General features: G+C 72.5%; 22 protein-coding genes and 2 pseudogenes. 11 read left to right on the forward strand and 13 right to left on the reverse strand.

Going from position 1 to position 23,868, the window contains the following annotated elements; translation table 11 throughout:
• Positions 1-63: 63 nt before the first annotated feature.
• Positions 64-1,509, forward strand: coding sequence for an MFS transporter (locus H4687_RS15735; RefSeq protein ID WP_046912932.1), 1,446 nt, complete (start codon positions 64-66; stop codon positions 1,507-1,509).
• A gap of 273 nt (positions 1,510-1,782) precedes the next feature.
• Entirely contained in the window at positions 1,783-1,989 is a 207-nt protein-coding gene (locus tag H4687_RS15740; protein WP_020115417.1) for a hypothetical protein, read from the forward strand.
• A gap of 404 nt (positions 1,990-2,393) precedes the next feature.
• Here the strand turns inward: H4687_RS15740 and H4687_RS15745 are convergent, their stop codons facing one another.
• Both H4687_RS15745 and H4687_RS15750 read right to left on the reverse strand, forming a co-directional pair.
• A complete protein-coding gene (locus H4687_RS15745; RefSeq protein ID WP_046912920.1) occupies positions 2,394-2,807 on the reverse strand; it encodes an SRPBCC domain-containing protein in 414 nt (137 codons plus the stop codon).
• 53 nt (positions 2,808-2,860) lie between these two features.
• The gene (locus H4687_RS15750; RefSeq protein WP_192781678.1) at positions 2,861-3,532 is read right to left on the reverse strand and encodes a CGNR zinc finger domain-containing protein; all 672 of its coding nucleotides are present in this window, start codon (positions 3,530-3,532) and stop codon (positions 2,861-2,863) included.
• A 21-nt stretch (positions 3,533-3,553) separates the two neighbouring features.
• Here H4687_RS15750 and H4687_RS15755 point away from each other — a divergent pair, with 21 nt between their 5' ends.
• Positions 3,554-4,012 (forward strand): VOC family protein, encoded by a 459-nt coding sequence (locus H4687_RS15755; protein ID WP_046912922.1) that lies wholly within the window; start codon positions 3,554-3,556, stop codon positions 4,010-4,012.
• Between the two features lie 23 nt (positions 4,013-4,035).
• Here the strand turns inward: H4687_RS15755 and H4687_RS15760 are convergent, their stop codons facing one another.
• From H4687_RS15760 to H4687_RS15770, 3 genes are all read right to left on the reverse strand, one after another.
• Entirely contained in the window at positions 4,036-4,623 is a 588-nt protein-coding gene (locus H4687_RS15760) for a TetR family transcriptional regulator (RefSeq protein ID WP_046912923.1), read from the reverse strand.
• 25 nt (positions 4,624-4,648) lie between these two features.
• Positions 4,649-5,665 carry an aldo/keto reductase gene (locus H4687_RS15765; protein WP_046912924.1) on the reverse strand — a complete coding sequence of 339 codons (1,017 nt, stop codon included), beginning with the start codon at positions 5,663-5,665 and terminating at the stop codon, positions 4,649-4,651.
• A gap of 607 nt (positions 5,666-6,272) precedes the next feature.
• Positions 6,273-7,655 (reverse strand): glycine--tRNA ligase, encoded by a 1,383-nt coding sequence (locus H4687_RS15770; protein WP_005479171.1) that lies wholly within the window; start codon positions 7,653-7,655, stop codon positions 6,273-6,275.
• A 227-nt stretch (positions 7,656-7,882) separates the two neighbouring features.
• Between H4687_RS15770 and H4687_RS15775 the strand changes: the two genes are divergently transcribed.
• The 4 genes from H4687_RS15775 (at position 7,883) to H4687_RS15790 (ending at position 11,097) form a co-directional block, all read left to right on the forward strand.
• Positions 7,883-8,851, forward strand: coding sequence for a metal ABC transporter substrate-binding protein (locus tag H4687_RS15775; protein WP_046912925.1), 969 nt, complete (start codon positions 7,883-7,885; stop codon positions 8,849-8,851).
• A gap of 28 nt (positions 8,852-8,879) precedes the next feature.
• Positions 8,880-9,647, forward strand: a complete 768-nt coding sequence (locus H4687_RS15780; protein WP_046912926.1) for a metal ABC transporter ATP-binding protein — start codon at positions 8,880-8,882, stop codon at positions 9,645-9,647.
• A gap of 13 nt (positions 9,648-9,660) precedes the next feature.
• Positions 9,661-10,605 (forward strand): metal ABC transporter permease, encoded by a 945-nt coding sequence (locus tag H4687_RS15785; RefSeq protein WP_046912927.1) that lies wholly within the window; start codon positions 9,661-9,663, stop codon positions 10,603-10,605.
• Between the two features lie 78 nt (positions 10,606-10,683).
• Positions 10,684-11,097, forward strand: a complete 414-nt coding sequence (locus tag H4687_RS15790; protein ID WP_046912928.1) for a Fur family transcriptional regulator — start codon at positions 10,684-10,686, stop codon at positions 11,095-11,097.
• 61 nt (positions 11,098-11,158) lie between these two features.
• On the opposite strand, the pseudogene H4687_RS15795 reads toward H4687_RS15790, so the two are convergent.
• The 4 genes and pseudogenes from H4687_RS15795 to H4687_RS15810 all read right to left on the reverse strand — a co-directional run.
• A pseudogene (locus H4687_RS15795) lies at positions 11,159-11,455 on the reverse strand (histidine-type phosphatase); the annotation flags it as partial.
• Between the two features lie 41 nt (positions 11,456-11,496).
• Positions 11,497-12,333 (reverse strand): isoprenyl transferase, encoded by an 837-nt coding sequence (locus tag H4687_RS15800; RefSeq protein WP_005479184.1) that lies wholly within the window; start codon positions 12,331-12,333, stop codon positions 11,497-11,499.
• 94 nt (positions 12,334-12,427) lie between these two features.
• Entirely contained in the window at positions 12,428-13,177 is a 750-nt protein-coding gene (gene recO, locus H4687_RS15805; RefSeq protein WP_005479186.1) for a DNA repair protein RecO, read from the reverse strand.
• A 157-nt stretch (positions 13,178-13,334) separates the two neighbouring features.
• Positions 13,335-13,565 (reverse strand): hypothetical protein, encoded by a 231-nt coding sequence (locus H4687_RS15810; RefSeq protein ID WP_046912930.1) that lies wholly within the window; start codon positions 13,563-13,565, stop codon positions 13,335-13,337.
• Positions 13,566-14,071: 506 nt separating this feature from the next.
• Here H4687_RS15810 and H4687_RS15815 point away from each other — a divergent pair.
• Together H4687_RS15815 and H4687_RS15820 are read left to right on the forward strand one after the other, a co-directional pair.
• A complete protein-coding gene (locus H4687_RS15815) occupies positions 14,072-17,185 on the forward strand; it encodes an AfsR/SARP family transcriptional regulator (protein WP_050398241.1) in 3,114 nt (1,037 codons plus the stop codon).
• Positions 17,186-17,595: 410 nt separating this feature from the next.
• Positions 17,596-18,252: a M15 family metallopeptidase gene (locus H4687_RS15820; protein ID WP_046915097.1), complete on the forward strand. Its 657-nt coding sequence runs from the start codon at positions 17,596-17,598 to the stop codon at positions 18,250-18,252.
• A 183-nt stretch (positions 18,253-18,435) separates the two neighbouring features.
• Here the strand turns inward: H4687_RS15820 and H4687_RS15825 are convergent, their stop codons facing one another.
• Complete coding sequence (locus H4687_RS15825; RefSeq protein ID WP_046915098.1) at positions 18,436-18,876, reverse strand: protein-tyrosine phosphatase family protein; 441 nt, start codon at positions 18,874-18,876, stop codon at positions 18,436-18,438.
• Between the two features lie 4 nt (positions 18,877-18,880).
• The gene (locus tag H4687_RS15830; protein ID WP_046915099.1) at positions 18,881-19,570 is read right to left on the reverse strand and encodes a FadR/GntR family transcriptional regulator; all 690 of its coding nucleotides are present in this window, start codon (positions 19,568-19,570) and stop codon (positions 18,881-18,883) included.
• 323 nt (positions 19,571-19,893) lie between these two features.
• On the opposite strand from H4687_RS15830, the pseudogene H4687_RS48490 reads away from it, so the two are divergent.
• Positions 19,894-19,989, forward strand: a pseudogene (locus H4687_RS48490) (twin-arginine translocation signal domain-containing protein); the annotation flags it as partial.
• Between the two features lie 182 nt (positions 19,990-20,171).
• A complete protein-coding gene (locus H4687_RS15835; RefSeq protein ID WP_046915100.1) occupies positions 20,172-21,107 on the forward strand; it encodes a dihydrodipicolinate synthase family protein in 936 nt (311 codons plus the stop codon).
• A gap of 21 nt (positions 21,108-21,128) precedes the next feature.
• Here the strand turns inward: H4687_RS15835 and H4687_RS15840 are convergent, their stop codons facing one another.
• Complete coding sequence (locus H4687_RS15840; RefSeq protein WP_005479201.1) at positions 21,129-21,860, reverse strand: TerB family tellurite resistance protein; 732 nt, start codon at positions 21,858-21,860, stop codon at positions 21,129-21,131.
• Positions 21,861-22,079: 219 nt separating this feature from the next.
• Positions 22,080-23,801 (reverse strand): 2-isopropylmalate synthase, encoded by a 1,722-nt coding sequence (gene leuA, locus H4687_RS15845; RefSeq protein WP_046915101.1) that lies wholly within the window; start codon positions 23,799-23,801, stop codon positions 22,080-22,082.
• Positions 23,802-23,868 lie beyond the last annotated feature (67 nt).

Raw genomic sequence — 23,868 nt, forward strand, 5'->3', positions numbered from 1 at the left:
CTGGACGCATGCCCGCGATTCATTAGTTAGGCGCACTATAGAGTCGGGCGTACGATGGGCCGCATGCCCGAGCTCGGCCGCCGCCACCGTCTGCTCGTGCTCGCGATCTGCTGCACCAGCCTGCTGATCGTGAGCCTGGACAACACCGTCCTGAACGTCGCCCTGCCCTCCATGCAGCGCGACCTGGACGCGAGCCTCGCGGGCCTGCAGTGGACGATCGACGCCTACACCCTGGTCCTGGCGGCCCTGCTGATGCTGGCGGGCTCCACCGCGGACCGGATCGGCCGCAAGCGGGTCTTCATGGCGGGCCTGGTCGTCTTCGCGGTCGGCTCGCTGCTGTGCTCCCTCGCGCCGAACCTGGAGTCGCTGGTCGCCTTCCGCATGGTGCAGGCCGTCGGCGGCTCGATGCTCAACCCGGTGGCCATGTCGATCATCACCAACACGTTCACGGACCCGCGCGAGCGGGCCCGGGCGATCGGCGCCTGGGGTGCGGTCGTGGGCATCTCGATGGCCGCCGGACCGATCATCGGCGGCCTCCTGGTGGAGTCGGTGGGCTGGCGCTCGATCTTCTGGATCAACCTGCCGGTCGGGCTGGCCGCGCTCCTGCTGACCTGGCGGTTCGTCCCCGAGTCCCGCGCCCCGAAGGCCCGCCGCCCCGACCCCGTCGGACAGCTCCTCGTCATCGCGCTGCTCGGCTCCCTCACCTACGCGATCATCGAGGCGCCGACCGCCCCGCTCGGCGAGACCCTCGCCCTCGGCATGGTCGCCCTCGCGGCGCTGCTCGGCCTCCTGCGGTACGAACCCCGCCGCCACGAACCCCTCATCGACCTGCGCTTCTTCCGCTCGGCCCCGTTCAGCGGGGCGACGGTGATAGCGGTCAGCGCGTTCGCCGGCCTCGGCGGTTTCCTGTTCCTGTCGACGCTGTACCTGCAGAACGTGCGCGGCCTGGACGCCCTGCACGCCGGCCTGTGGATGCTGCCGATGGCTGTCCTGTGCTTCGTCTGCGCGCCCGTCGCCGGCCGGCTGGTCGGCAGCCGGGGCCCGCGGCTGCCGTTGCTGGTCGCCGGGATCGCCATGACCGCGAGCGGGGTGCTCTTCGCCGCGTTCGAGGCCGAGACCGGGAACGTCACCCTCGTCATCGGCTACGTCCTGTTCGGCCTCGGCTTCGGCTTCGTCAACGCGCCCATCACCAACACGGCCGTGTCCGGGATGCCGCGCGCCCAGGCCGGGGTCGCCGCGGCGGTCGCCTCCACCAGCCGCCAGATCGGCCAGACCCTGGGGGTCGCGGTGATCGGCGCGGTGCTGGCGGCGGGCCTCGGCTCGTCCTCGTACGCCGACGCGTTCGTGTCGGCGGCCCGCCCCGCCTGGTGGATCGTCGCGGCGTGCGGCTTCGCGGTGCTGGTGCTGGGGGCCCTGACCACCGGGGTGTGGGCCCGGGAGACGGCCGACCGGACGGCCCGCCGCCTGGAGGCGGCGGAGGTCCGGGACGCGGCGGAGGTCGGGTCGTAGCCCTCGACACCCTCTCCGCGGTCGCGGTCGCCGGCGCTGAGCGCCGGGACGGCCGGGCGGCCGCCGGTGCGAGCGGTTTCTCCGGCTTGCTCCGGCTTGCTACGGCTTGCTACGGATCTGCGGTCCCGGTCGGGTCGAACGCCGGGGCCCTGCGCGACGACATAGGTAACGCCTGGGACAACTCCTCGTGCGATCCGCCCCGTTGATGTCGGTCGTGCCGCACACTCCTCACGGACGTGGAACGGGACCGCGCGGGTGTCGGCCGGAGGGGTCATGCGGCAGATCAACACGAGCAGGGTGAGCCGCTGGGACCAGCACGGGCGGGAGCACACCGTGCGGGTCCAGCGCACGGGGGTGCAGCGCACGATCCGCTGCGACACCTGCGGCTGGCGCAGGGGCGCGCAGTTCCTGCCGTGGCTGAAGGCGGAGGAACACCTCGCCGAGGCCCACCAGGCGACGGTGAACCCCGCGGGCTCGTGACCGCCCCGGGACACTGGCCCGGCAGCCTCGTGACCGCCCGGGAACCACAGCCCTGGGCAAGCTCGCGACCGAACCCCGGCCCGCTCATGCCGGGCGGCCTCGCGACCGCCCCAACACCACTGGCCCGGGTGGCTCGCGACCAGCCCCCGGCCCTCTCACACCCGGGCGATCTCGCGACCGCCCCGGCACCACGGACCCGGCGGCCTCGCGACCGTCCCCCGCCCCTCACGCCCTGACAGCCTCACGACCGCCCCCGGCACCACCAGCCCGGACAGCCTCGCGACCGCCCCGGCACCACGGACCCGGCGGCCTCGCGACCGTCCCCCGCCCCTCACGCCCGGGCGGCCTCGCGACCGCCCCGGCACCCCAGGCCGCCCTGCGGGCTCGTGGCCGCCGGCGAGTCCTCAGCCCTGCCGGTCCAGCGCCTCCGCGACCTGCTTGATCACCCGCCGCCAGTGCGCCCGTTGGCGTTCCCGCTCCTCGGGGCCCGCCATGCGCTCCTGATGGAAGACGAGCACCGACCGGCCGCCCCCCGCCGCCGACACGGCGACCTGCACGGTCGTGTCGCCGTAGGTGACGCGGATGCGGTCACCGGGCCGGTAGCCGCGCACCTCGCCCGTGGCGCCCGCGGCGGTCTCGTAGGACGCCCCGCGCTCGGGGGTGAGCCGCGCCCCGGCCCCGAGCCACAGTTCCAGCCCGCGCGGTCCACTGATGAACTCCCAGACGGCGGCGGGCGACTGGGGCAGGGTGCGGGAGACGCCGACTTCCCATCCGGCGTCCCTGGTGAGTCCGGTGGATCGCGTGGTCATGGGGTTCATCCTTTCTCGTGGACCGCTCCCGGCCGGTGTACCCGCCGCCCGGTTCCAGCCGCTCATTCGACCGGGCCCGCCCCGGAGCGGCGTACGCGGTGGGCGCGGACCTTGTGACGGTTGCCGCAGTGCTCCATCGAGCACCAGCGGCGGCGGCCGGGGCGTGAGGTGTCGACGTACAGGAGGTAGCAGCGGTCGCCGGCGCACATGCGGATCCGTTGCGCGTACGGCCCGGTGAGGAGGTCGACGGCGTCCCGGGCGACCGTGGACAGCAACTGCGGGCCGGTCGCCGGGCCCGGGGCCCAGCCCCGGGTGCCGTCCGCGCCGATGGCGGGAGCCAGCGGCGGGCGGGCGGCGGCGTCGTTGACGAGGTCGAGGTCGGCGGTGTCCGCCGGGGCTATGCCCAGCTCGGGGAGCCCGCCGCCGACGACACGGGAGACGGCCGTACGGGTCAGCGCGTCGCGCAGCCGGCGGGCGTACGCCACATCGTCCTCCGTGACATCGAGGGCGGGGGGCGTCGGGGTGAGCCGGGACTGCTCGGCCCAGGCGACCAGGTCGCCGGGGGTGTGCAGCACCTCGTAGCGGGTCAGGGCGCCGGGGCCGCCGGTGATGAGCAGCTCCAGGCAGAGGGCGCCCGGATCGAACCGGAAGACGTTCCCGGAGTAGGACCGCAACCGGATGCCCGACACTCCCGACGCCCCCTTCGGGGCCGATGCCCTGGACGACAAACCCATGTAACCAATATAACCGGTTACATGACTGCCGCACTGAACTGGAAACTGGTCATCGACTCGCGGGACGCCCAGCCCCTGGCAGACTTCTGGGCCGCTGCGCTGGGCTACGAGGTGGAGGACCCCAGCACGCTGATCAGCCATCTCCTGGCCACCGGCGACCTTCCCGAGGCCGCCGTCGCCGAGCACGACGGCCACCGCGTCTTCCGCGGTTACGCCGCCGTCCGCCACCCCGACGACCCGTACGACCCGTTCACCGGTGTCGGCAAGGGCCGTCGTCTGCTCTTCCAGGACGTCCCCGAACCCAAGTCGGGCAAGAACCGTCTCCACATCGACGTCCACGCCGGCCCGGACGGGCTGGAGGCGCTGGCCGTCCGCATGGAGACACTCGGCGCCACCCGGGTCGAGGAGTTCGACCGGGGCCCGGCCGGGCACTGGTGGGTGATGCGGGACCCGGAGGGCAACGAGTTCTGCGTGGCGTAGGCCCGGGCCGGACGGGCCCGGCGTCAGGCCCGCAGGCCTCGCGTCACCAGCTCCACGACCGCCTCGAACTGGGCCTCGATGTCCGGCTGCCGCCAGGTGGGGGCGTACGAGGGGTCGTGGAAGCGGGCGGTGGCGTGGAACACGGCCCGGGCGGTGGCGGCGGGGTCGGTGGCGGCGAAGGCGCCGGCGGCGACGCCGGACCGGACGATGTCGGCCAACTGGCCGGTCAGGTCGGCGATATGGGCGCCGACGGCCTCACCGCTCTCGTCCGTCAGCACCTGGTAGGTGGCGAACAGCTCGGGGTCGTCCCCGGCCTTGCGGCGCTTGGCGGCGAAGAGGGCGGACAGCCAGGCGCGCAGCCGGGCCTCCGGGTCGCGGTCCTCGGCGGCGACGGCGGTCAGGGTCGCCGTCGTACGGTCCAGCCAGCGCTTGGTCACCGCTTCCCGCAGCACCGCCTTCGTGCGGAAGTGGCGGTAGACGCTTCCGTGACTGACGCCGAGCGCGCGGGCCACGTCGACCACGGTGGCCTTGGCGGGCCCGTGGCGGCGCAGGACCTCCTCGGTCGCTTCGAGGATGCGCTCGGGGGTCAGGGTCTCGGAGGTCGGTGACATGGGGGAACCGTACCCGGCGGACGGATCAGCGCTCGCTGTCGAGGTGTGCCATCTGGGCCGCGGGGTAGCGCTCGCCCGCCGCCGCGCCGGCCGGGACGGCGTCCTCGATCGCCGCGAGGTCGGCCGCGTCCAGGGTGACCTCCAGCGCGCCCAGCGCCTCGGCGAGGCGGTCCCGGCGGCGGGCGCCCACCAGCGGTACGACGTCCTCGCCGCGCGAGAGCACCCAGGCGATGGCGATCTGCGCGACCGACACCCCCTTCTCCTCCGCGATCTTCCGCAGCGCCTCCACCAGGTCCAGGTTGCGCAGGAGGTTCTCCCCCTGGAACCGGGGCGAGAACGCCCGGAAGTCCCCCTCCGCCAGCTGCCGGTCCCGGGTGAAGTGACCGGAGATCAGGCCGCGGGAGAGGACGCCGTACGCCGTGATCGCGATACCCAGCTCGCGGGCGGTCGGCAGGATCTCGTCCTCGATGCCGCGTGAGACGAGGGAGTACTCGATCTGGAGGTCCGTGATCGGGGCCGTGGCGGCGGCGCGGCGGATCGTCTCCGCGCCGACCTCGCTGAGGCCGATGTGCCGGACGTATCCCTTCTCGACCAGTTCGGCGATGGCGCCGACGGTCTCCTCGATCGGCACGTCGGGGTCGACCCGGGCGATGCGGTAGACGTCGATGTGGTCCGTGCCGAGGCGCTGGAGGGAGTACGCGGCGAAGTTCCTGACCGCCGCCGGGCGGCCGTCGTACCCGGACCAGGCTCCGTCCGGGTCGCGCAGCGCCCCGAACTTGACGCTGGTCAGGGCCTGTTCGCGGTGGGCGGCGGGCGCGGTGCGCAGGGCCTCGCCGATCAGCAGTTCGTTGTGGCCCATGCCGTAGAAGTCGCCCGTGTCCAGCAGGGTCACACCGGCTTCGAGAGCCGCGTGGATCGTCGCGACGGACTCGGCCCGGTCGGCCCCGCCGTACAGCGCGGACATGCCCATGCAGCCGAGGCCGAGGGCGGAGACCTGGGGACCGGTGGCGCCGAGGGTGCGGGTCTTCGGTGTCGTCGTCATGCGACCACGATGACATGACAGCTGACAGATATCAATATCTGTCAGCTGCTATCTGTCACCCGTCGTCCCCTACCCATCGCAGGGCGTCCGGCCAGGCCGCAGTAGGCGCTTCGCGATGGGAGCGGATCGCCGAGCTGATCGGTGTCCCCGGCCGGAGGCGCGGGCCGTCAGGATCATCGCCATGGGGCGGCCGAAGTGGGCCGGCTGGGCCGAGCTGGCGCGGGACGACATCGGCTGGGACGGGGTGGAGAACACCGTCCGGGTGCGGGGTGAGGTCGACGCGGACATCCCGCTCAACGACAGCCGTGGCATCGACGTCGGCGTCCTCAGCCGGTTCCCGATCACGTCCGCGCGGTCGCACATCTGCCCCGAGTTCGAGGTGAAGGCCGGGGGCGAGCCCGTCGGGCACCCACGGCACCGGCAGGCGGGACGAGCAGAAGCCCGACTGCCTCATGTTCGGCCCGCAGTCGTGGGCGAGGGTGACGAACGTGGGCGTGACCTGCAAACGCGGAGTTCCCCGGCCCCGTCAGGGGCGCGGGGAACTCCGCGACCGGCTACGACCTACGACGAACCCGCAGCCGCTCAATCACACGTGCGAGGCAACCCCTCAGGCGCCCACGAGCCGGCCCGCGAGGTAGCCCTCGATCTGGTCCAGCGACACCCGCTCCTGCTTCATCGAGTCCCGCTCGCGCACAGTCACCGCGTTGTCGTCGAGCGTGTCGAAGTCGACGGTCACGCAGTACGGCGTACCGATCTCGTCCTGGCGCCGGTAGCGGCGGCCGATCGCACCCGCGTCGTCGAAGTCGATGTTCCAGTTCTGACGCAGCGCCGCGGCGAGCCCCTTCGCCTTCGGGGACAGCTCGGGGTTGCGGGAGAGCGGGAGCACCGCGACCTTCACCGGCGCGATGCGGTGGTCCAGGCGCAGCACGGTGCGCTTCTCCAGCTTGCCCTTGGCGTTGGGCGCCTCGTCCTCGGTGTAGGCGTCGAGCAGGAACGCCAGCATCGTGCGGCCGACACCGGCGGCCGGCTCGATGACGAACGGCGTGTACCGCTCGCTGGACTCCTGGTCGTAGTACGACAGGTCCTGGCCGGAGGCCTTGGAGTGGGCGGAGAGGTCGTAGTCGGTGCGGTTGGCGACGCCCTCCAGCTCACCCCACTCGTTGCCGCCGAACTGGAAGCGGTACTCGATGTCGGCGGTGCGCTTGGAGTAGTGGGAGAGCTTCTCGGCCGGGTGGTCGTACCAGCGCATGTTCTCCTCGCGCATGCCCAGACCGGTGTACCAGTTCCACCGCTCCTGCATCCAGTACTCCTGCCACTTCTCGTCCTCGCCCGGCTTGACGAAGAACTCCATCTCCATCTGCTCGAACTCGCGGGTGCGGAAGATGAAGTTGCCGGGCGTGATCTCGTTGCGGAAGGACTTGCCCATCTGGGCGATGCCGAACGGCGGCTTGCGGCGCGAAGTGGTCTGCACCTGGGCGAAGTTGGTGAAGATGCCCTGGGCGGTCTCGGGGCGCAGGTAGGCGACGGAGCCGGTGTCCTGGGTGGGGCCGAGGTGCGTGGAGAGCAGACCCGAGAACTGCTTGGGCTCGGTGAACTGGCCCTTGGTGCCGCAGTTGGGGCAGTTGACGTCCACGAGGCCGTTCTCCGGGAGACGGCCCTTCTTCGCCTCGTACGCCTCTTCCAGGTGGTCCGCGCGGAACCGCTTGTGGCAGGAGGTGCACTCGGTGAGCGGGTCGGAGAAGGTGGCGACGTGGCCGGAGGCGACCCAGACCTCGGGGGCCAGGATGACGGACGAGTCGATGCCGACCACGTCCTCGCGCGACGTCACCATGTAGCGCCACCACTGACGCTTGATGTTCTCCTTGAGCTCGACACCCAGCGGTCCGTAGTCCCAGGCGGCACGCTGACCGCCGTAGATCTCGCTGCACGGGAATACGAAGCCACGGCGCTTGCTCAGGCTGACGATGGTGTCGATCTTGTCGGCGGCCACGGTGCTCTCTTCATTACGACGACGGGCGACGAAGCGATGCGCTCCTGGAGGGAAGCGAACGCGCTTCAGAGCGAATGCCTCAGGTTACCGGCGGGGGCTGCCCTCCGATCAAATCGGTTCGGAGAAGGAGACGGGAAGGAGGGGACGAGAGCCGGACAAAGGCCTTACCAAGGGCTTACCACCAGGCTTGTTGACAATCGTTTCCAGATAAGATGAAAATGACTGTCATGAACGTACGACGACGCCCGCGTCCCCTCATATCCGGGACCGCCGCGGCGGTGGCCACCGCACTCGGCCTCGCCACCCTCTCGGCATGCTCCACCGACAGCGCCGCCGCAGGCAACACGGACAAGTTCGACGTCGTCGCGTCGTTCTACCCGATGGCCTTCCTCGCCGAGCAGATCGGCGGGAAGCACGTGCACGTCACCAGTCTGACCGAACCCGGCCAGGAGCCGCACGACCTGGAGATCAGCGCCAAGCAGACGGCCGCCCTCCAGGAGTCGGACGCCGTGCTCTACCTCAAGGGCCTGCAGCCCTCCGTCGACGACGCGGTCGCCCAGTCCGAGGTCGGGACGAAGATCGACGCCGCGACGCTGACCGCCATGGAGCACCACGGCAACGAGGTCGGCGGCCACTCGGCCGAGCACGACGACCACGAGAACGAGGAGCTGGAGGGCAAGGACCCGCACATCTGGCTCGACCCCGTGAAGTACGCGGAGGTCGCCAAGGGGGTCGGCGCCGCCTTCGAGAAGGCCGACCCGGACCACGCCTCGACGTACAAGACCAACACCGAGGCCCTGGTCATGAAGCTGGGCGCGCTCGACGACCAGTTCGAGAACGGTCTGAAGAACACCGACACCAAGGTGTTCATCACCACCCACGCCGCCTTCGGCTACCTCGCCGAGCGCTACGGCCTCACCGAGGAGGCCATCTCCGGCCTCGACCCCGAGTCCGAGCCGAGTGGCGCGCGCGTCAAGGCACTTGAGACCATGGCGAAGGCCGACGGCGTGACCACCGTGTTCTACGAGACACTGGTCAGCGACAAGACCGCGAAGACCATCGCCGCCGACGCGAACCTCAGGACCGACGTCCTCGACCCGATCGAGGGCATCACCGCGAAGTCGCGCGGCAAGGACTACTTCGCGGTGCAGGAAGCCAACCTGAAGGCCCTCCGGACAGCCCTGGGAGCCACATGACCTCGTCGACCATCCGGAGGCAGCAGGCATGACCGAGCCCGTCATCTCGTTGCGTGGCGTCCGCGCCGAACTGGGCTCGCGCACGGTCCTGCGCGGCATCGACCTCACCGTCCACCGCGGTGAGGTCGTCGCGCTGCTCGGCGCCAACGGCTCCGGCAAGTCCACCGCCGTCCGCACGGTGATCGGGCAGGTACCGGTGAGCGACGGCGAGATCGAGCTGTTCGGCACCCCGCGCCGCCGCTTCCGCGACTGGCGGCGCGTCGGGTACGTACCGCAGCGCACGACCGCGGCGGGCGGTGTCCCGGCGACCGTGACGGAGATCGTGGCCTCGGGCCGGCTCTCCCGCACCCGCCTCGGCATCCTGCGCAGGGCCGACCGCGAGGCGATCCGGCGCGCCCTGGAGCTGGTCGGCATGGCGGACCGCGCCAAGGACTCGGTGAACGCCCTCTCCGGCGGCCAGCACCAGCGCGTCCTCATCGCCCGCGCCCTCGCCTGCGAACCCGAGCTGCTGATCATGGACGAGCCGATGGCGGGCGTCGACCTGGCCAGCCAGGAGGTCCTGGCCGCCACCCTGCGCGAGCAGGTCACCAAGGGCACGACGGTGCTGCTGGTCCTCCACGAACTGGGTCCGCTGGAGCCGCTGATCGACCGCGCGGTCGTCCTGCGCGACGGCTGCGTCACCCACGACGGCCCGCCCCCGGAGGCGGTCGGCCAGCACGCCCTGCCCGGCCACGACCACGTCCACCCGCACGCGGCCCCCGGCATCGAGCCGGTCCGCACCGGCCTGCTGAGCTGAGAAGGCACCCACGATGGACATCCTCGACTACGCCTTCATGCAGCGGGCCCTGCTGGCCGCCGTCCTCGTCGGCATCACCGCCCCCGCCATCGGCATCTACCTCGTCCAGCGCCGCCAGGCCCTCATGGGCGACGGCATCGGCCATGTCGCGATGACCGGCGTCGGCCTCGGCTTCATGCTGTCCTGGTCCCCGGTCTGGACGGCGACGCTCGTGTCCGTGGCCGGCGCGGTCCTGATGGAGCTGATCCGCTGGTACGGCAGGACGCGCGGCGACATCGCGCTCGCCATGCTCTTCTACGGCGGCATGGCGGGCGGTGTGATGCTCATCAACCTCGCGCCCGGCGGCACCAACGCCAACCTGATGTCGTTCCTCTTCGGCTCGCTGTCGACCGTGTCACAACAGGACATCACCGCGATCTGCGTCCTGGCCGCGTTCGTGATCGTGATGACGCTGGCCCTGCGGCGGCAGCTGTTCGCGGTCAGCCAGGACGAGGAGTTCGCCCGGGTCACCGGCCTGCCGGTGCGCGCGCTGAACCTGCTGACGGCGGTCACGGCGGCCGTCACCGTGACGGTCGCCATGCGCGTCGTCGGCCTGCTGCTGGTGTCCGCGCTGATGGTCGTCCCCGTCGCCGCCGCCCAGCAGCTCACCCGCAGTTTCGCGGCGACCTTCGCGGTCGCCGTCGCCATCGGGGTCTGCGTGACCATCGGCGGCACGGTCACCTCGTACTACCAGGACGTGCCGCCCGGCGCGACCATCGTGCTGCTCGCCATCGCCGCGTTCATGCTGCTCACCGCGCTGGCCACCCCGCTGGCCAGGCGGCGCGCGAAGGCTCTGGAGGCGCTGGCCGGCGACCCGGCGGAGTGCGGGATCGCGCAGACCGGCGCGGCCGAAGGAGCCGTAAGGACCAAGGACACGGTCCCGGCCAGCCGGGCCTCCGTCGAGGGGTCCACGGGCTGACCGGCGTCCGCGGCAACCCGGCCGGTGCGCGCGGGCTGGCACAATGGCCCCGCAAGACCGCTACGTGAGGAGGCAACGGTGACGACCGCCGGACCCGTACGAGGTCGTTCCACCCGGCAGCGGGCGGCCGTGGCCGCGGCTCTCGACGAGGTCGACGAGTTCCGCAGCGCGCAGGAACTCCACGACATGCTCAAGCACAAGGGCGACTCGGTCGGGCTCACCACCGTGTACCGCACGCTCCAGTCCCTCGCCGACGCGGGCGAGGTCGACGTCCTGCGCACCTCCGACGGCGAGTCGGTGTACCGCCGCTGCTCCACCGGCGAGCACCACCACCACCTCGTCTGCCGCGTCTGCGGCAAGGCCGTGGAGGTGGAGGGCCCGGCGGTCGAGAAGTGGGCCGACGCGATCGCGGCGGAACACGGCTTCGTGAACGTGGCCCACACGGTGGAGATCTTCGGCACCTGCGAGGAGTGCGCGGCGAAGACCTCGTGAGGCCGGCCGGGCCGCATCGGGCCCGGCCTCCCGGAGCCGGGCCCGGCCCGGCCCGCTCCGCCTAGGCCTTGCGGCCGAAGCAGCGCTCCAGCTCGTTCAGGTCGTAGAAGGCGCTGTGCCTCGACACCGGGCGGCAGCCGGCCTTGAAGGGCGTCTCCTTCTCGTTGTGGAGCGTCCGGACCACGTACGTGGAGCCCTTCCGGAAGACGTCCCACTGGATGTTCGCGCCCAGCGGAGCCACGTCCGCCCCGCGCCAGGGGCTGTCCGCGTAGGTGTACGGCCGCCCGGCGGTGGCACCCTTCGTGCTGCCCGGCAGGCCCATCAGCGCGGCGAGCGGGATGATCTCCTCGACGTGGGTGACTCCAGCTCCACGTTCTCCCCACCGGCCTCGGCCAAGGGTCAGTCCTCCGTCCGGCCCTCCATGGCGAGCAGTTCCTCGTTCGGGATCGCGCCGCCGAAGCGGCGGTCGCGGGAGGCGAACTCCAGGCAGGCGCGCCACAGGTCACGGCGGTCGAAGTCGGGCCACAGCACGTCCTGGAAGACCATCTCGGCGTAGGCGCTCTGCCAGAGCAGGTAGTTGGAGGTGCGCTGTTCGCCGCTGGGGCGCAGGAAGAGGTCGACGTCCGGCATGTCCGGGTAGTAGAGGTACTTCGCGAAGGTCTTCTCGGTGACCTTGGAGGGGTCGAGGCGGCCCGCGCGGATGTCCTCGGCGAGGGCCTGGGCCGCGTCGGCGATCTCGGCACGGCCGCCGTAGTTCATGCAGAAGTACAGCGTCAGCCGGTCGTTGTCCTTGGTCTGCTCCTGGGCGACCTGGAGTTCCTTGGCTACCGACTTCCACAGCTTGGGCATCCGGCCCACCCAGCGGACCCGGATGCCCAGCGCGTCGAGCTGGTCGCGGGTCTTGCGGATGAAGTCGCGGTTGAAGTTCATGAGGAAGCGGACCTCGTCGGGCGAGCGCTTCCAGTTCTCGGTGGAGAAGGCGTAGAGGGAGATGTTGCGCACGCCGATCTCGACCGAGCCCTGCAGGACGTCCAGCACGCGCTCGGCACCGACCTTGTGGCCCTCGGTGCGCGGCAGCCCGCGCTCCTTGGCCCAGCGGCCGTTGCCGTCCATGACGATCGCCACGTGCTTGGGGATCAGCTCGCCGGGGAGCTTGGGCGGGCGGGCGCCGGACGGATGCGGCGTCGGTGCCTCGTACTCGCGGCGCTGACGCCCCAGGAACCCGCGTACCACCATGTGCTTCTCGTCTCCTCTGTGCTGCTCGACTCTGTGGTGCTCGACTGTGTGCTGCTGCTCGACGGCTGTGCCGTGCCGGACGGCCGCGTGCCGCCTACGACTTCTCCACGTACCGGAGGGAGCGCAGGCCGCGCTCCAGATGCCAGTGCAGATAGGCGGACACCAGCCCGCTGCCCTCCCGCACGTGCCGCGGCTCGCTCGCGTCCGCGGTCTCCCAGTCTCCCGTGAGCAGCGCGGCGAGCAGCCGCAGTGTCTGCGGTGAGGGTACGACGCTGCCGGGCATCCTGCAGTCCACGCAGACCGATCCCCCGGCGGCGACGGAGAAGAAGCGGTTCGGGCCGGGCATGCCGCACTTGGCGCAGTCGCCGAAGCTGGGGGCGTAGCCGTTGACGGCGAGCGAGCGCAGGAGGAAGGCGTCGAGGACGAGGTGCGGCGCGTGCTCGCCGCGGGCGAGGGTGCGCAGCCCGCCGACGAGCAGCAGGTACTGCTGCACGGCGGGCTCGCCCTCGTGGTCCGTGAACCGTTCGGCCGTCTCCAGCATGGCCGTCCCGGCGGTGTAGCGGGCGTAGTCGCTGACGATGCCGCCGCCGTAGGGGGCGATGGTCTCGCTCTGGGTGCACAGGGGCAGCCCGCGTCCGATCAGCTCGCTGCCCCGCGCGAAGAACTGCACGTCCACGTGCGAGAAGGGTTCGAGCCGCGCCCCGAACTTCGACTTGGTCCGCCGCACCCCCCGGGCCACCGCCCGCACCCGCCCGTGCCCCCGGGTGAGCAACGTGATGATCCGGTCCGCCTCACCGAGCTTCTGGGTACGCAGCACGACCCCGTCGTCACGGAACAGACTCATCGCCCACCCCCGCAGATCCCCCGCCGAGGGCACGGGGGCCGCCCCCCGGAAGACAGCAGCACGATCCGCTCCGCCGCACCCGGCTTGCGGGTGCGCGGGACGACGGGGGCGTCGCGGGACGGACTCATGCCGCCCATTCTCGCCTACGGCCACCCCTTCAAGGGACCTCGCCCCGACTGCGGGCGTTCTCGTACGCGGTCGCCGCGCGCAGCCGTTCTATGGTCGTGGCGGCCCGGACGGCGTCGGGGGCGCAGTCCCACTCCCTTCCGCCGCCGATCGGCCGCAGCTGGACGTAGGGGCCCTCGTGGCCCATGACCCGGCCGACCCTGCCCGTGCGGGTGTCGACCGCGTAGGTGCCGACCGCCGGCTTCTTCCCGTGTCCGCTCACCGCAGGGCCGCCGCCGAAATACCCGGTACCGACAGAACAATTCCTGCCTTTCCGGCCGTCCGCCGCAATTCCTCCACCGCTTCCTCCGCCTCTTCGACACGCCCGCCGAGTTCCGCCCGCCGGACCTTCTCCCGCCGCCTTCACGGTGCTCCCCCACACCGTCGAATTTCACTCTTCGCATCTCTCCGGTGACCCTTGGTGCCTAAACTCGGCGGCAGTCTGTCCCGTACAACTACGGGGCGGCGCGAAAGCGTTGGGTCGGGGTCGACGGACCTGGAAGGCCAGGGACGAGATCGGGCGCGGTCCTCACAGCATCGTCACAGGCGGTCCTCACATACGAGGGGAATCTCCGTGTTGTCCACCTAAGATTCCCTTTGGTTCCCCCGTTTTCCGACAACTCGTCGACGCATCACGTGTCATGGGAAACCACTCGGCGTACATGAGCGTCGAGCACTGCGTGAGCAACCGCTGTCCCGGCGGTCCGAAAGCACGGAAGATGGGGACCCGTGGAGCTGGAATTCCGACTGCTCGGCCCGGTCGAGGCATGGCACGGTGACAGACCCCTGCGGCTGGGCGGGCCGAAGCCGCGCGCGCTGCTGGCCGTACTGCTGCTGAGGGCCGGGCAGGTGGTGCCCGCGGATGCGCTGGTGGACGTGATCTGGGGGGACGAGCCCCCGGACACCGCGCGGGCGCTGGTGCAGACGTATGTGTCGGCGCTGCGGCGGGCCCTGCCGCCCGAGGCGGCGGAGGCGATCGAGACCCGGCCCCCGGGATACACGATGCGGCCCGGGGTCGGGCGGGTGGATCTGGCGGAGTTCGAGGCATGCACGGCGGACGCGCGGCGCGCCGCCGCCGACGGGGACCACGCGGAGGCGGCCCGGCTGCTGCGACAGGCGCTGGAGCTGTGGCACGGCCCCGCGCTCGGCGGCGTCGGGGACGCGCTGCGCGGTGAGGCCGGGCGGCTGGAGGAGGCCCGGCAGGCGGCCCTGGAGGAACGGATCGCCGCCGAGCTGGAGACCGGCGGGCACGAGGCGGAGCTGGTCACGGAGCTGACCTCGCTGGTCGAGGCCCGTCCGACCCGGGAGCGGCCGCGCGGCCAGCTGATGCTGGGGCTGTACCGGCTGGGCCGGCAGGCGGACGCGCTGGCCGTCCACGCGGAGGGCCGGGCCGCGCTCGCCGAGGAACTGGGGCTCGACCCGGGCCCGGAGCTGACCAGGCTGTACGAGGCCATCCTGCGGGCCGACCCGGCCCTGCTCACCGCCACGACGGCCCCCGCCGCCCCGCGGCCCGCCGCCACCCCCCGGCCGGTGTCGCTCCTGCCGCCCGCCATCGGGGACTTCACCGGCCGGGAGGAGGAACTGGCGGGGGTCGTCGGGGCGTTGCGGGGCGCGCGGGAGGCGATGCCCGTCGTCGTGGTGTCGGGGGCGGCCGGCGTCGGCAAGTCGGCGCTCGCCGTGCAGGCCGCGCACCGGGTGGCGGACGCCTACCCCGACGGGCAGCTCTACGCCGAACTGCACGGTTTCAGCGAGCCCGTACCTCCCGCCGAGGTGCTGGGCCGGCTGCTGCGGGCGCTCGGCGCGGACCCGCCCGAGGACACCGCCGAGCGCGGCGACCTGTTCCGCAGCCTCGTCGCCGGGCGGCGGATCCTGCTGGTCCTGGACGACGCGAACGGCGAGGCCCAGGTACGGCCGCTGCTGCCGGGCAGCGCCACCTGCGGGGTCCTGGTGACCTCACGGGCCCGGCTCGGGGGGCTCGTCGGCGCCCGGCGCACCGACCTGGACGTCCTGGACGACGCGCGCGGCCTGGAACTGCTCACCCGGGTCACCGGCCCGGAACGCACCCCGGACGACCCGCGTGAACAGGCCGCGGCGCGGCGCATCGTCGAGCTGTGCGGCGGGCTGCCGCTGGCCCTGCGGATCGCGGGGGCCCGCCTGGCGACCCGGCGCCACTGGACGCCCAGCGTGCTCGCCGAGCGCCTCGCCGACGAACACCGCCGCCTGGACGAGCTGTCCGTGGGCGACCTGGAGGTACGGGCCGGTCTCGGCCTCAGCTACCGGGCGCTCGACGAGTGCGCCCGCCGGGTCCTGCGCCGCATCGCCACCCTCGGTTCGGCGGACGTCGCCGTGTGGACGGTGGCCGCGCTCTCCGGCATGCCCGAGGACCGGGCGGAGGAGGTCCTCGAACGCCTCCTGGACGCCCAGCTGATCAACTGCCCCGGCACCGACCAGGTCGGCCAGCCCCGCTACCGCCTGCACGACCTGGTCCGCGTCTACGCGGCCGAACGCGCGGAGACCGAGGACCCCGTGGACGACCGCACGGCGGCGGTGGAGAGGGCGTTGGGCGCGGGCCTGTGGCTGATGGACCGGGTGACGGAGAAGTCCCCTTCGGGCGCGGTGACTCTGCGACAGGGCTTCGCCCCGAAGGGGCGCGGGGCCGTGACACACGCGGCTCCGCCGCGCGGGCGCGGGCGACCGCAACGGACCGGAAGCCGCGAACCGGCGAGCGCCCCCACCCCGGTGGGCGAACGGACCACCCGCCGAGCCCTGGAAGACCCCTTCGCCTGGTTCGACGCGGAGGCCGACACCCTCACCAACGCGGTCGAGCGCGCGGCGGCGCTGGGCCTGCACACCCTCGCCTGTGAAGCGGCGGCGGCCCTGTGCTCCTCCTCGTTCGCCATCAAGAACCGCTTCGACGCCTGGTGGCGCAGCCACGACGCCGCCCTCGCCGCGGCCCGCCGCGCCGAGGACCGCTCGGGCGAGGCCCTGCTGATCATCGGCCTGGGGCAGCTCCGCTACGAACAGGACCGCATCGCCGAGTCCCAGGAGTACTTCCGCACCGCGGAGCGCGTCTGCACCGAACTGGGCGACGTGCGCGGCCGGTCCGCCGCCCTCGCGGGCCTCGGCAGCGCCTGCCGCGAGGTCGGCGAACTGCGGGAGGCGGAGCGGGCGTTGACCGACGCGGCCGAGGGCTTCCGGCGGGTCGGCGACGACACCGGGGTCGGGGTCGCCTGCCGGTACGGGGGATCCGTACGTCTCGAACTCGGCGACCAGGAGGGCGCGTTCCCGCTGCTCGACGAGTCGCTGCGGGCGTACCGGCGGCTCGGCAGCCGGCGCGGCGAGGCGCTGGCGCTGCGCACGCTCAGCCTGGTGCACCGCTCGCTCGGCGCGTACGAGGAGGCCGCGCGCGTGGCCGAGCGGGCACTGGAGATCCTGCGCGGGATCGGCGACCCGCACATGGCGGCGTACGCCCTGCGGGCCCGGGCCAAGGCGCGGCTGCGGCTGGGGCACGTGCGGGAGGCGGAGGCGGAGCTGCGCGAGATCGTGGAGGTCTGCCGGGTCCACGAGGACCGTTTCGGCGAGGCCCTGACGCTGCGCACGCTCGGCGAGTGCGCGCTGGCCGACGGGCGGCTGACGGACGCGGAGGGGCTGCTGACCGCGTCCGCCGCCCTCTGGGGCGTGCTCGCGCTGCCCCTCCCCCGGGCCCGCGCCCTGCGCAACCTGTCCGTCGTACGGGCCGCGCTCGGCGACAAGGAGGGCGCCGAGGCGCTGCGGGCCGAGGCGATGACGGTGTTCGACGCCTGCGAGGCCCGCGAACGCCACGAGCCGTGGCCGTGGGTGTGATCCACCCGATCCGGGTGCTCCGGGTGCTCGGGGTGCTCCGCGCGTGTCCGGCGGGGTGACGGGGCGCGTTCACGCCCCTCGGCCAGGCCGAAACCCGCTTGCGGCCGACTTGCAGAGAACTTCCAGCGGAGTGCGCCATTCTCGGTGTCCTCGGGGGAACAACGGATCGGCCGGGCGACCACCGCCCGGCCGGTCGGCCCACCGGAGCGCACAGGGGACGGACCGGTGGGAACGTGACAACAGTGGGTTCGGAACAGCAGGACGGACTGGGGGAACACCCGGCTCCAGACCGCAGACCACCACTCAAGGGGGGAAGCCCCCGGGGAGGGACATCAGGGGATCAGGTCCCTCCCCGGGGTGCTGCCACGCACCCCGCCGCCGCACCCCTCCCGCCCGGTGGAAGACGATCCATGGCTTCGATCATCCTCATGAGCGACCCCGAGGTCGCCGGTGTCCCGGTCCAGGAGTGCGGTGAGCCCCTCGTCGACCTGAGGGAGCTGCCCTTCGTGGTGGTCGACTCCCGCCAGGCCGACCCCGAGGGGTCGTACGCGCACCTGCGCGAGGGCGTCGCCTGGCGCCTCGCCCGCGCCGCCCGGCTGCTCCCCGACGGGCTGCGGCTGCTGGTCACCGAGGGGTACCGGCCGCTCGCCCTGCAGATCGAGTACTTCGAGGCGTACGCCGCCGAGCTGCGGCTCGCCCACCCGGACTGGACCGAGGAGCACCTCCACGTCCAGGCCAGCCGTTCCCTCTCGCCGCCGGAGATCGGGCCGCATGTCGCGGGCGCCGCGGTCGACCTCACCCTGTGCACCGCCGCCGGGGAGGAACTCGACATGGGCACCCGTCTCGACGCGAGCCCCGAGGAGAGCGACGACGCCTGCTACACGGACGCGCCGAACATCTCCAACACCGCCCGCGGCAACCGCCGCACCCTGAGCGCCGCCCTCACCACGGCGGGGCTGGTCAACTACCCCACCGAGTGGTGGCACTGGTCGTACGGGGACCGGTACTGGGCGCTGATGACGGGCGCCCCCAACGCGCTGTACGGACCCGCGAGGGCCGGCGCCTAGCCCGGTGGCCCGCGCCGGGCTCTGCCGTCCCCGCCGTCCCTACCCGTCCCATCTCTGAGGGCCGCACCCCGTCTCCCGTCGCCGCCCCGGCGGCGAACCCCGTAGCGGGGGTCGGGGGCAGCACCGCGCGGATGGGACGGGCAGGGGCGGCGGGGGCGCGGTGGTGCTGCCCGCCGCGGCCGCTCAGGCCCCGAACCGCCGTACGTACCGCCGCTGCCAGGGGGTCTCCACCGCGTGCCGGTCGTAGTGCCGGCGCACGTACGCCACGGCCTCGTCCGGCGGTACGCCGTCCAGCACCGCGAGCGCGGCCAGCGCCGTGCCGGTGCGGCCCCGGCCGCCGCCGCACGCCACCTCGACCCGCTCGGTGGCCGCCCGGTCCCAGACGTCGCGCAGCACCCGCGCCGCCTCCGCCCGGTCGGCGGGCAGCCGGAAGTCGGGCCAGCGCAGCCAGCGGGCCGCCCAGGGGACCTCGGGCGGCTCCTTGCCGAGGCAGTACACGGCGTAGGTGGGCACGCTGCCGTCCGGGAGCGGGTGGCGCAGCCCCCGGCCGCGCACCAGCCGCCCCGAGGGCAGCCGCAGCACACCGGGGCCGGCCGGGTCCCAGGGCTCGATCGGCTCCGCCATGGCCCTAGCCCACCCCCCGCGACGCCTGCGCGGCCCTGGTCTCGATGCCCCTGAAGTGGTCGGCCATCGCCCGGCGCGCACCCTCGACGTCGTGGGCGCGCAGGGCGGCCACGATGTCGCGGTGCCGGCGGATGGTCAGTTCGGGAGTGGGGTCGTCGGTCCAGCCGCGGGCGCCGGCGACGCGCAGGAAGACGGTCCAGAAGGCGCCGGGGAGCTGGGGGACGAGCGTGTTGCCGCGGGAGGCGTAGAGGAGTTCGTGGAAGTCGCGGTCGGGTTCGGCCACGGACCCGCCCGCCTTCCCGGCCTCCTCCATCCGGTCCACCACGGCCGCGAGGGCGTCCACTTCGTCCCGCGTGAGGGTGCCCGCCACCCTGCGCACGAGGCCGTCCTCCAGGATCTCGCGGATCTGGAGGATCTCGGCGAGCGCGGCGGTGTCGCCGTCGGGCCGGGCGAGGGTGCGGAAGGTGAGGCCGTCGATCAGGGGAGTGAGGGAGGCCTCTCCGGCATAGGTGCCGTAGCCGTGCCGGATGTCGACTATGTCGAGGGCCTGCAGGGCTTTCAGGGCCTCCCGGACGGAGTTGCGGCTGACGCCGAGGCCCTCCATCAGCTCCGTCTCGGTGGGCAGCGGCGCGCCCGCCCGGAGCCCCTGGTCGAGGATGAGCTGCATGACCTCGTGCTGGATCTGGCTGCTCACCCGCCGCTCGGGCCGGCGCCGGCCGCGCTCTCCTGAGACATGCGCCGCATCGTACGCTCGCCGGACATCCGACGTCCCACCTCCGGACGGAAACCACGTGGACCGGCCAGGGGAACGCCAGGTAACGCCCAGGGGCGACCGTGGGGCACCACCCCTGACGATCCCTCAACAGTCCTTATGTCATACCGATGTTGATCCGTCATCGGTCGCATCTCCGGCACGTACGCCATTCGTGTGCGATCGCTTGACCGCCCCTGCGGGTGCTCCCAAGGTCACGCTGCCCCTAGGACGTGGGACGTCGTATCTCCCGCCCTGGAGGACCCGTGCGCGACGTGATCCGTGACGCCCCGGCGCCGACCCGCCGGTCGCCTCTGAAGTACTCCGGCGCGCTGGGCGCGGCGGCCGCCGTCTCCTCGTCGCAAGGCGGGCGAGGTGTGCGCGCGGATCGTGCCGGACTTCTCGGCCGCGTCGGCCCCCGGGCACCGCTTCCGCTGCCACCATCCTGTGCAGGAGCAGGAGTCGACGCGTGACCTGGTCGCCCAGGCGGAGGCCGCGCCCGCGCCGGACTCCTCACGCGCTGTAGAGGACCGAGGGAGCCGCCATGACCGTCCCCGCCCCGCTGACCGGTGTCGTCCCGCCCGTCTGCACCCCCCTGACACCGGACCGCGAGGTGGACGTCCCCTCGCTCGTGCGGCTCGTGGACCATCTGGTCGCGGGCGGTGTGGACGCGCTGTTCGTGCTCGGCTCGTCGTCGGAGGCGGCGTATCTGACGGACGCGCAGCGGCGTCGGGTCGTGGAGTCGGTCGTCGGGCACGTCGGCGGTCAACTGCCCGTGCTCGCCGGGGTGATCGACATGACCACGCCCCGCGTCCTGGACCACGTCCGCGCCGTGACCGCCGCCGGGGCCGAGGCCGTCGTGGCCACGGCCCCCTTCTACGCCCGCACCCACCCGGCGGAGATCGCCCGCCACTTCCGGCTGCTCGCCGCCGGTTCCCCCGTCCCCGTCCTCGCCTACGACATTCCGGCCGCCGTGCACACCAAGCTGCCCGCCGACGTGGTCCTGGAACTGGCGGAGGAGGGGGCCGTCGCCGGCCTCAAGGACTCCAGCGGCGACCTGGCCGCCTTCCGCGCGGTCGTCACGGGCGCCCGTACGAACCCGGCCCTGAGCGGCTTCAGCGTCCTCACCGGCTCCGAACTGCTCGTCGACTCCGCCCTCGCCCTCGGCGCGCACGGCGCGGTGCCGGGGCTGGCGAACGTCGACCCCGCCGGGTACGTCCGCCTCGACCGCCTCTGCCGCGCCGGCGACGCTGACCGGGCCCGCGCCGAACAGGAACGCCTGTGCGCGCTCTTCGGCCTGACCGGCGTCGGCGCCCCGTCCCGCATGGGCGCCGGCTCCTCCGCCCTCGGCGCCTTCAAGGCGGCCCTCCACCTGCGCGGTGTCATCGCCTGCCCGGCCACGGCGGAACCGCAGATCCCGCTGTCGGAGGCGGAGGTCGAGCGGATCGGCAAGTACCTGGCGGTCGCGGGGCTGTTGTAGGCCCGCGCGGGCCGCGGACGGTTACGACGGCGTGCGCGCCGCCGCCAGCAGACGGGTCACGTCGTCCGAGCAGATCGTCAGGGCCGCCCCGACCGTGGCGAGCGCGTCCCGCTCGGCCGGGGTGTAGGGGCCGTCCGCCAGGGCGATCCGGGCGCCCTGGAGGAGGATCGCCTCACGGCCGGTGGCGGCGAGGTGGGGGGCGAGCGGGTCGAGGGCCTCGTGGAGCTCTATGGCGAGGCCGGGCCCACAGGGTTCGCCGTGGACGCGGCCCGTGTCGGCGGCCAGTGCCTGGACCAGGGCGGCGAGCTGGTCCTCGGTGCAGTCGTCGAAGCCGGCGGAGCGGACGGCGGAGGCGGCCACCGACAGGGAGGCGCGGGAGCCGCTGCCGTCGGCCGCGAGGACCGCCAGGGCGACCGTGTGGACGGCGTCGCGGAGCATCGCGGAGAAGCGGGTGGTGGTCGGGTGGTCGAGGACGTCGATGGCGTAGTGGTGGCGGCAGGCCGCGCACTCCACCACGGGGCCCGTCTCGCCGCGCGGCAGGACCGGGACGCCGAGGAAGGTGAAGCGACGGCGGCCGGTGAGGCGCTGGTAGTTGCGGTCGCCCCCGCAGCCCGGACAGAAGAACTCGCCGTCACCGACGCCCGTCCACGCGATCCGCGTCCCCATCACCCGCGACAGGCCGGTGGCACGGCTGGTGCACCCCACGCCGGCGAGCGCGGCGGCATCGCCGATCGGGTCCCGTCCTGGCAGCACGTGGCACCTCCGTAACTCCCCCACACACGGCCCCTTGGGCGCGGGAAGTGCCCCCTCGGCAACATTGCCGCGCTTGGTGATGTTAGCCACATCCGTGAGGCGCAGTCAGTACTCCGGACGAGGCCTTCCCGCGACCCGCACAGGGTTTGGCCGGTAAACGACGGGGCCCCGCCCGCCGGAATCCGGCGAACGGGGCCTTCAAACCGCCGGTCGGGCTGGTCAGCGGGCCGCGCGGTTGACGGCGGAGACGACCGCCTTCAGCGACGCACGCGTCGTGTTCGCGTCGATACCGATGCCCCACAGGACCTTGTCCTCGATGGCGACCTCGATGTACGAGGCGGCCTGCGCGGAGGCGCCCTCGCTCATCGTGTGCTCCTGGTAGTCCAGCAGTCGCGCGTCGATGCCGATGCCCTGCAGCGCGTGGAAGAACGCCGAGATCGGGCCGTTGCCGGTGCCCACCAGGGTGGTCTCCGTGCCGTCGACCACGGCCTCCACGGTCAGCGTGTCCACGCCGTCCTTGTCGGTGGTCGACTGGTTGTTGCGGACCTGCACCCGGCCCCAGGGGTTCTCGGGGTTCGGCAGGTACTCGTCCTGGAAGACCGCCCAGATGTCGGAGCCGGTGACCTCGCCGCCCTCGGCGTCGGTCTTGGCCTGGATGAGCTTCGAGAACTCGATCTGCATCCGGCGCGGCAGGTCCAGCTTGTGGTCGTTCTTCAGGACGTAGGCGATACCGCCCTTGCCGGACTGCGAGTTGACCCGGATGACGGCCTCGTAGGAACGGCCGACGTCCTTGGGGTCGATCGGCAGGTACGGGACCGCCCACTCGATGTCGTCGACGGTGACGCCCTTGGCCTTGGCGTCGGCCTCCATGGCGTCGAAGCCCTTCTTGATGGCGTCCTGGTGGGAGCCGGAGAAGGACGTGTAGACCAGGTCGCCCACGTACGGGTGGCGCGGGTGGACCTCCATCTGGTTGCAGTACTCCCACGTGCGACGGATCTCGTCGATGTCGGAGAAGTCGATCTGCGGGTCGACGCCCTGTGAGAACAGGTTCATGCCCAGGGTGACCAGGTCGACGTTGCCGGTGCGCTCGCCCTGGCCGAACAGACAGCCCTCGACGCGGTCGGCGCCGGCCATCAGGGCCAGTTCGGCGGCGGCCACGGCCGTACCGCGGTCGTTGTGCGGGTGGACGGAGATGACGACGTGCTCGCGGCGGGAGATGTTGCGGCTCATCCACTCGAAGCGGTCCGCGTGCGTCGACGGGGTCGAACGCTCCACCGTGGCGGGCAGGTTGAGGATGATCTCGCGGCCCGGACCGGGCTGGTAGACGTCCATCACCGCCTCGCAGACCTCCAGGGCGAAGTCCAGCTCGGTGTCGGTGAAGATCTCCGGGCTGTACTGGTAGCCGAACTCGGTCTCGGGGCCCAGCAGTTTCTCCGCGTACTCCATCACCAGGCGCGTACCGTCCACGGCGATCTGCTTGATCTCGTCCTTGGAGCCCCGGAACACGACCCGCCGGAAGACGGGCGCGGTGGCGTTGTACAGGTGGACGGTCGCCCGCTTGGCGCCCTTCAACGACTCCACGGTCCGCTCGATCAGGTCCTCACGGGCCTGGGTCAGTACGGAGATGGTGACGTCGTCCGGGACGGCCCCCGGCTCCTCGATGATCGACCGTACGAAGTCGAAGTCCGTCTGGCCGGAGGCGGGGAAGCCGACCTCGATCTCCTTGTAGCCCATCGTGACCAGCTGGTCGAACATCCGGCGCTTGCGCTCGGGCGACATCGGGTCGATCAGGGACTGGTTGCCGTCGCGCAGATCGGTGGAGAGCCAGCGGGGGGCGACGGTGATCCGGTTGTTCGGCCACGTGCGGTCGGGGATGTCGACCTGCTCGTACTGCCCGTACTTGTGGATCGGCATGGACGTGGGCTGCTGGCGGTTCGCCATGATGCGTGGGCTCCTCGATGGTCCGGAAAGGACGGCCGACGCAACGCCAGAGCACCGCGGGGAGGGG

The organism is Streptomyces stelliscabiei (genome assembly GCF_014873495.1).
In the GTDB taxonomy this organism is placed as follows: domain Bacteria; phylum Actinomycetota; class Actinomycetes; order Streptomycetales; family Streptomycetaceae; genus Streptomyces; species Streptomyces bottropensis.

Bases quoted from the DNA above. Each gene is read 5' to 3' on its own strand.
- H4687_RS15825 (WP_046915098.1), bottom strand. From the start codon at position 18,876: ATGGCGGAGCCGATCGAGCCCTGGGACCCGGCCGGCCCCGGTGTGCTG.
- H4687_RS15740 (WP_020115417.1), top strand. From the start codon at position 1,783: ATGCGGCAGATCAACACGAGCAGGGTGAGCCGCTGGGACCAGCACGGG.
- H4687_RS15745 (WP_046912920.1), bottom strand. From the start codon at position 2,807: ATGAACCCCATGACCACGCGATCCACCGGACTCACCAGGGACGCCGGA.
- H4687_RS15735 (WP_046912932.1), top strand. From the start codon at position 64: ATGCCCGAGCTCGGCCGCCGCCACCGTCTGCTCGTGCTCGCGATCTGC.
- H4687_RS15835 (WP_046915100.1), top strand. From the start codon at position 20,172: ATGACCGTCCCCGCCCCGCTGACCGGTGTCGTCCCGCCCGTCTGCACC.
- leuA (WP_046915101.1), bottom strand. From the start codon at position 23,801: ATGGCGAACCGCCAGCAGCCCACGTCCATGCCGATCCACAAGTACGGG.
- H4687_RS15765 (WP_046912924.1), bottom strand. From the start codon at position 5,665: ATGACGACGACACCGAAGACCCGCACCCTCGGCGCCACCGGTCCCCAG.
- H4687_RS15750 (WP_192781678.1), bottom strand. From the start codon at position 3,532: ATGGGTTTGTCGTCCAGGGCATCGGCCCCGAAGGGGGCGTCGGGAGTG.
- H4687_RS15780 (WP_046912926.1), top strand. From the start codon at position 8,880: ATGACCGAGCCCGTCATCTCGTTGCGTGGCGTCCGCGCCGAACTGGGC.
- H4687_RS15785 (WP_046912927.1), top strand. From the start codon at position 9,661: ATGGACATCCTCGACTACGCCTTCATGCAGCGGGCCCTGCTGGCCGCC.
- H4687_RS15820 (WP_046915097.1), top strand. From the start codon at position 17,596: ATGGCTTCGATCATCCTCATGAGCGACCCCGAGGTCGCCGGTGTCCCG.
- H4687_RS15800 (WP_005479184.1), bottom strand. From the start codon at position 12,333: ATGGTGGTACGCGGGTTCCTGGGGCGTCAGCGCCGCGAGTACGAGGCA.
- H4687_RS15755 (WP_046912922.1), top strand. From the start codon at position 3,554: ATGACTGCCGCACTGAACTGGAAACTGGTCATCGACTCGCGGGACGCC.
- recO (WP_005479186.1), bottom strand. From the start codon at position 13,177: ATGAGTCTGTTCCGTGACGACGGGGTCGTGCTGCGTACCCAGAAGCTC.
- H4687_RS15760 (WP_046912923.1), bottom strand. From the start codon at position 4,623: ATGTCACCGACCTCCGAGACCCTGACCCCCGAGCGCATCCTCGAAGCG.
- H4687_RS15775 (WP_046912925.1), top strand. From the start codon at position 7,883: ATGAACGTACGACGACGCCCGCGTCCCCTCATATCCGGGACCGCCGCG.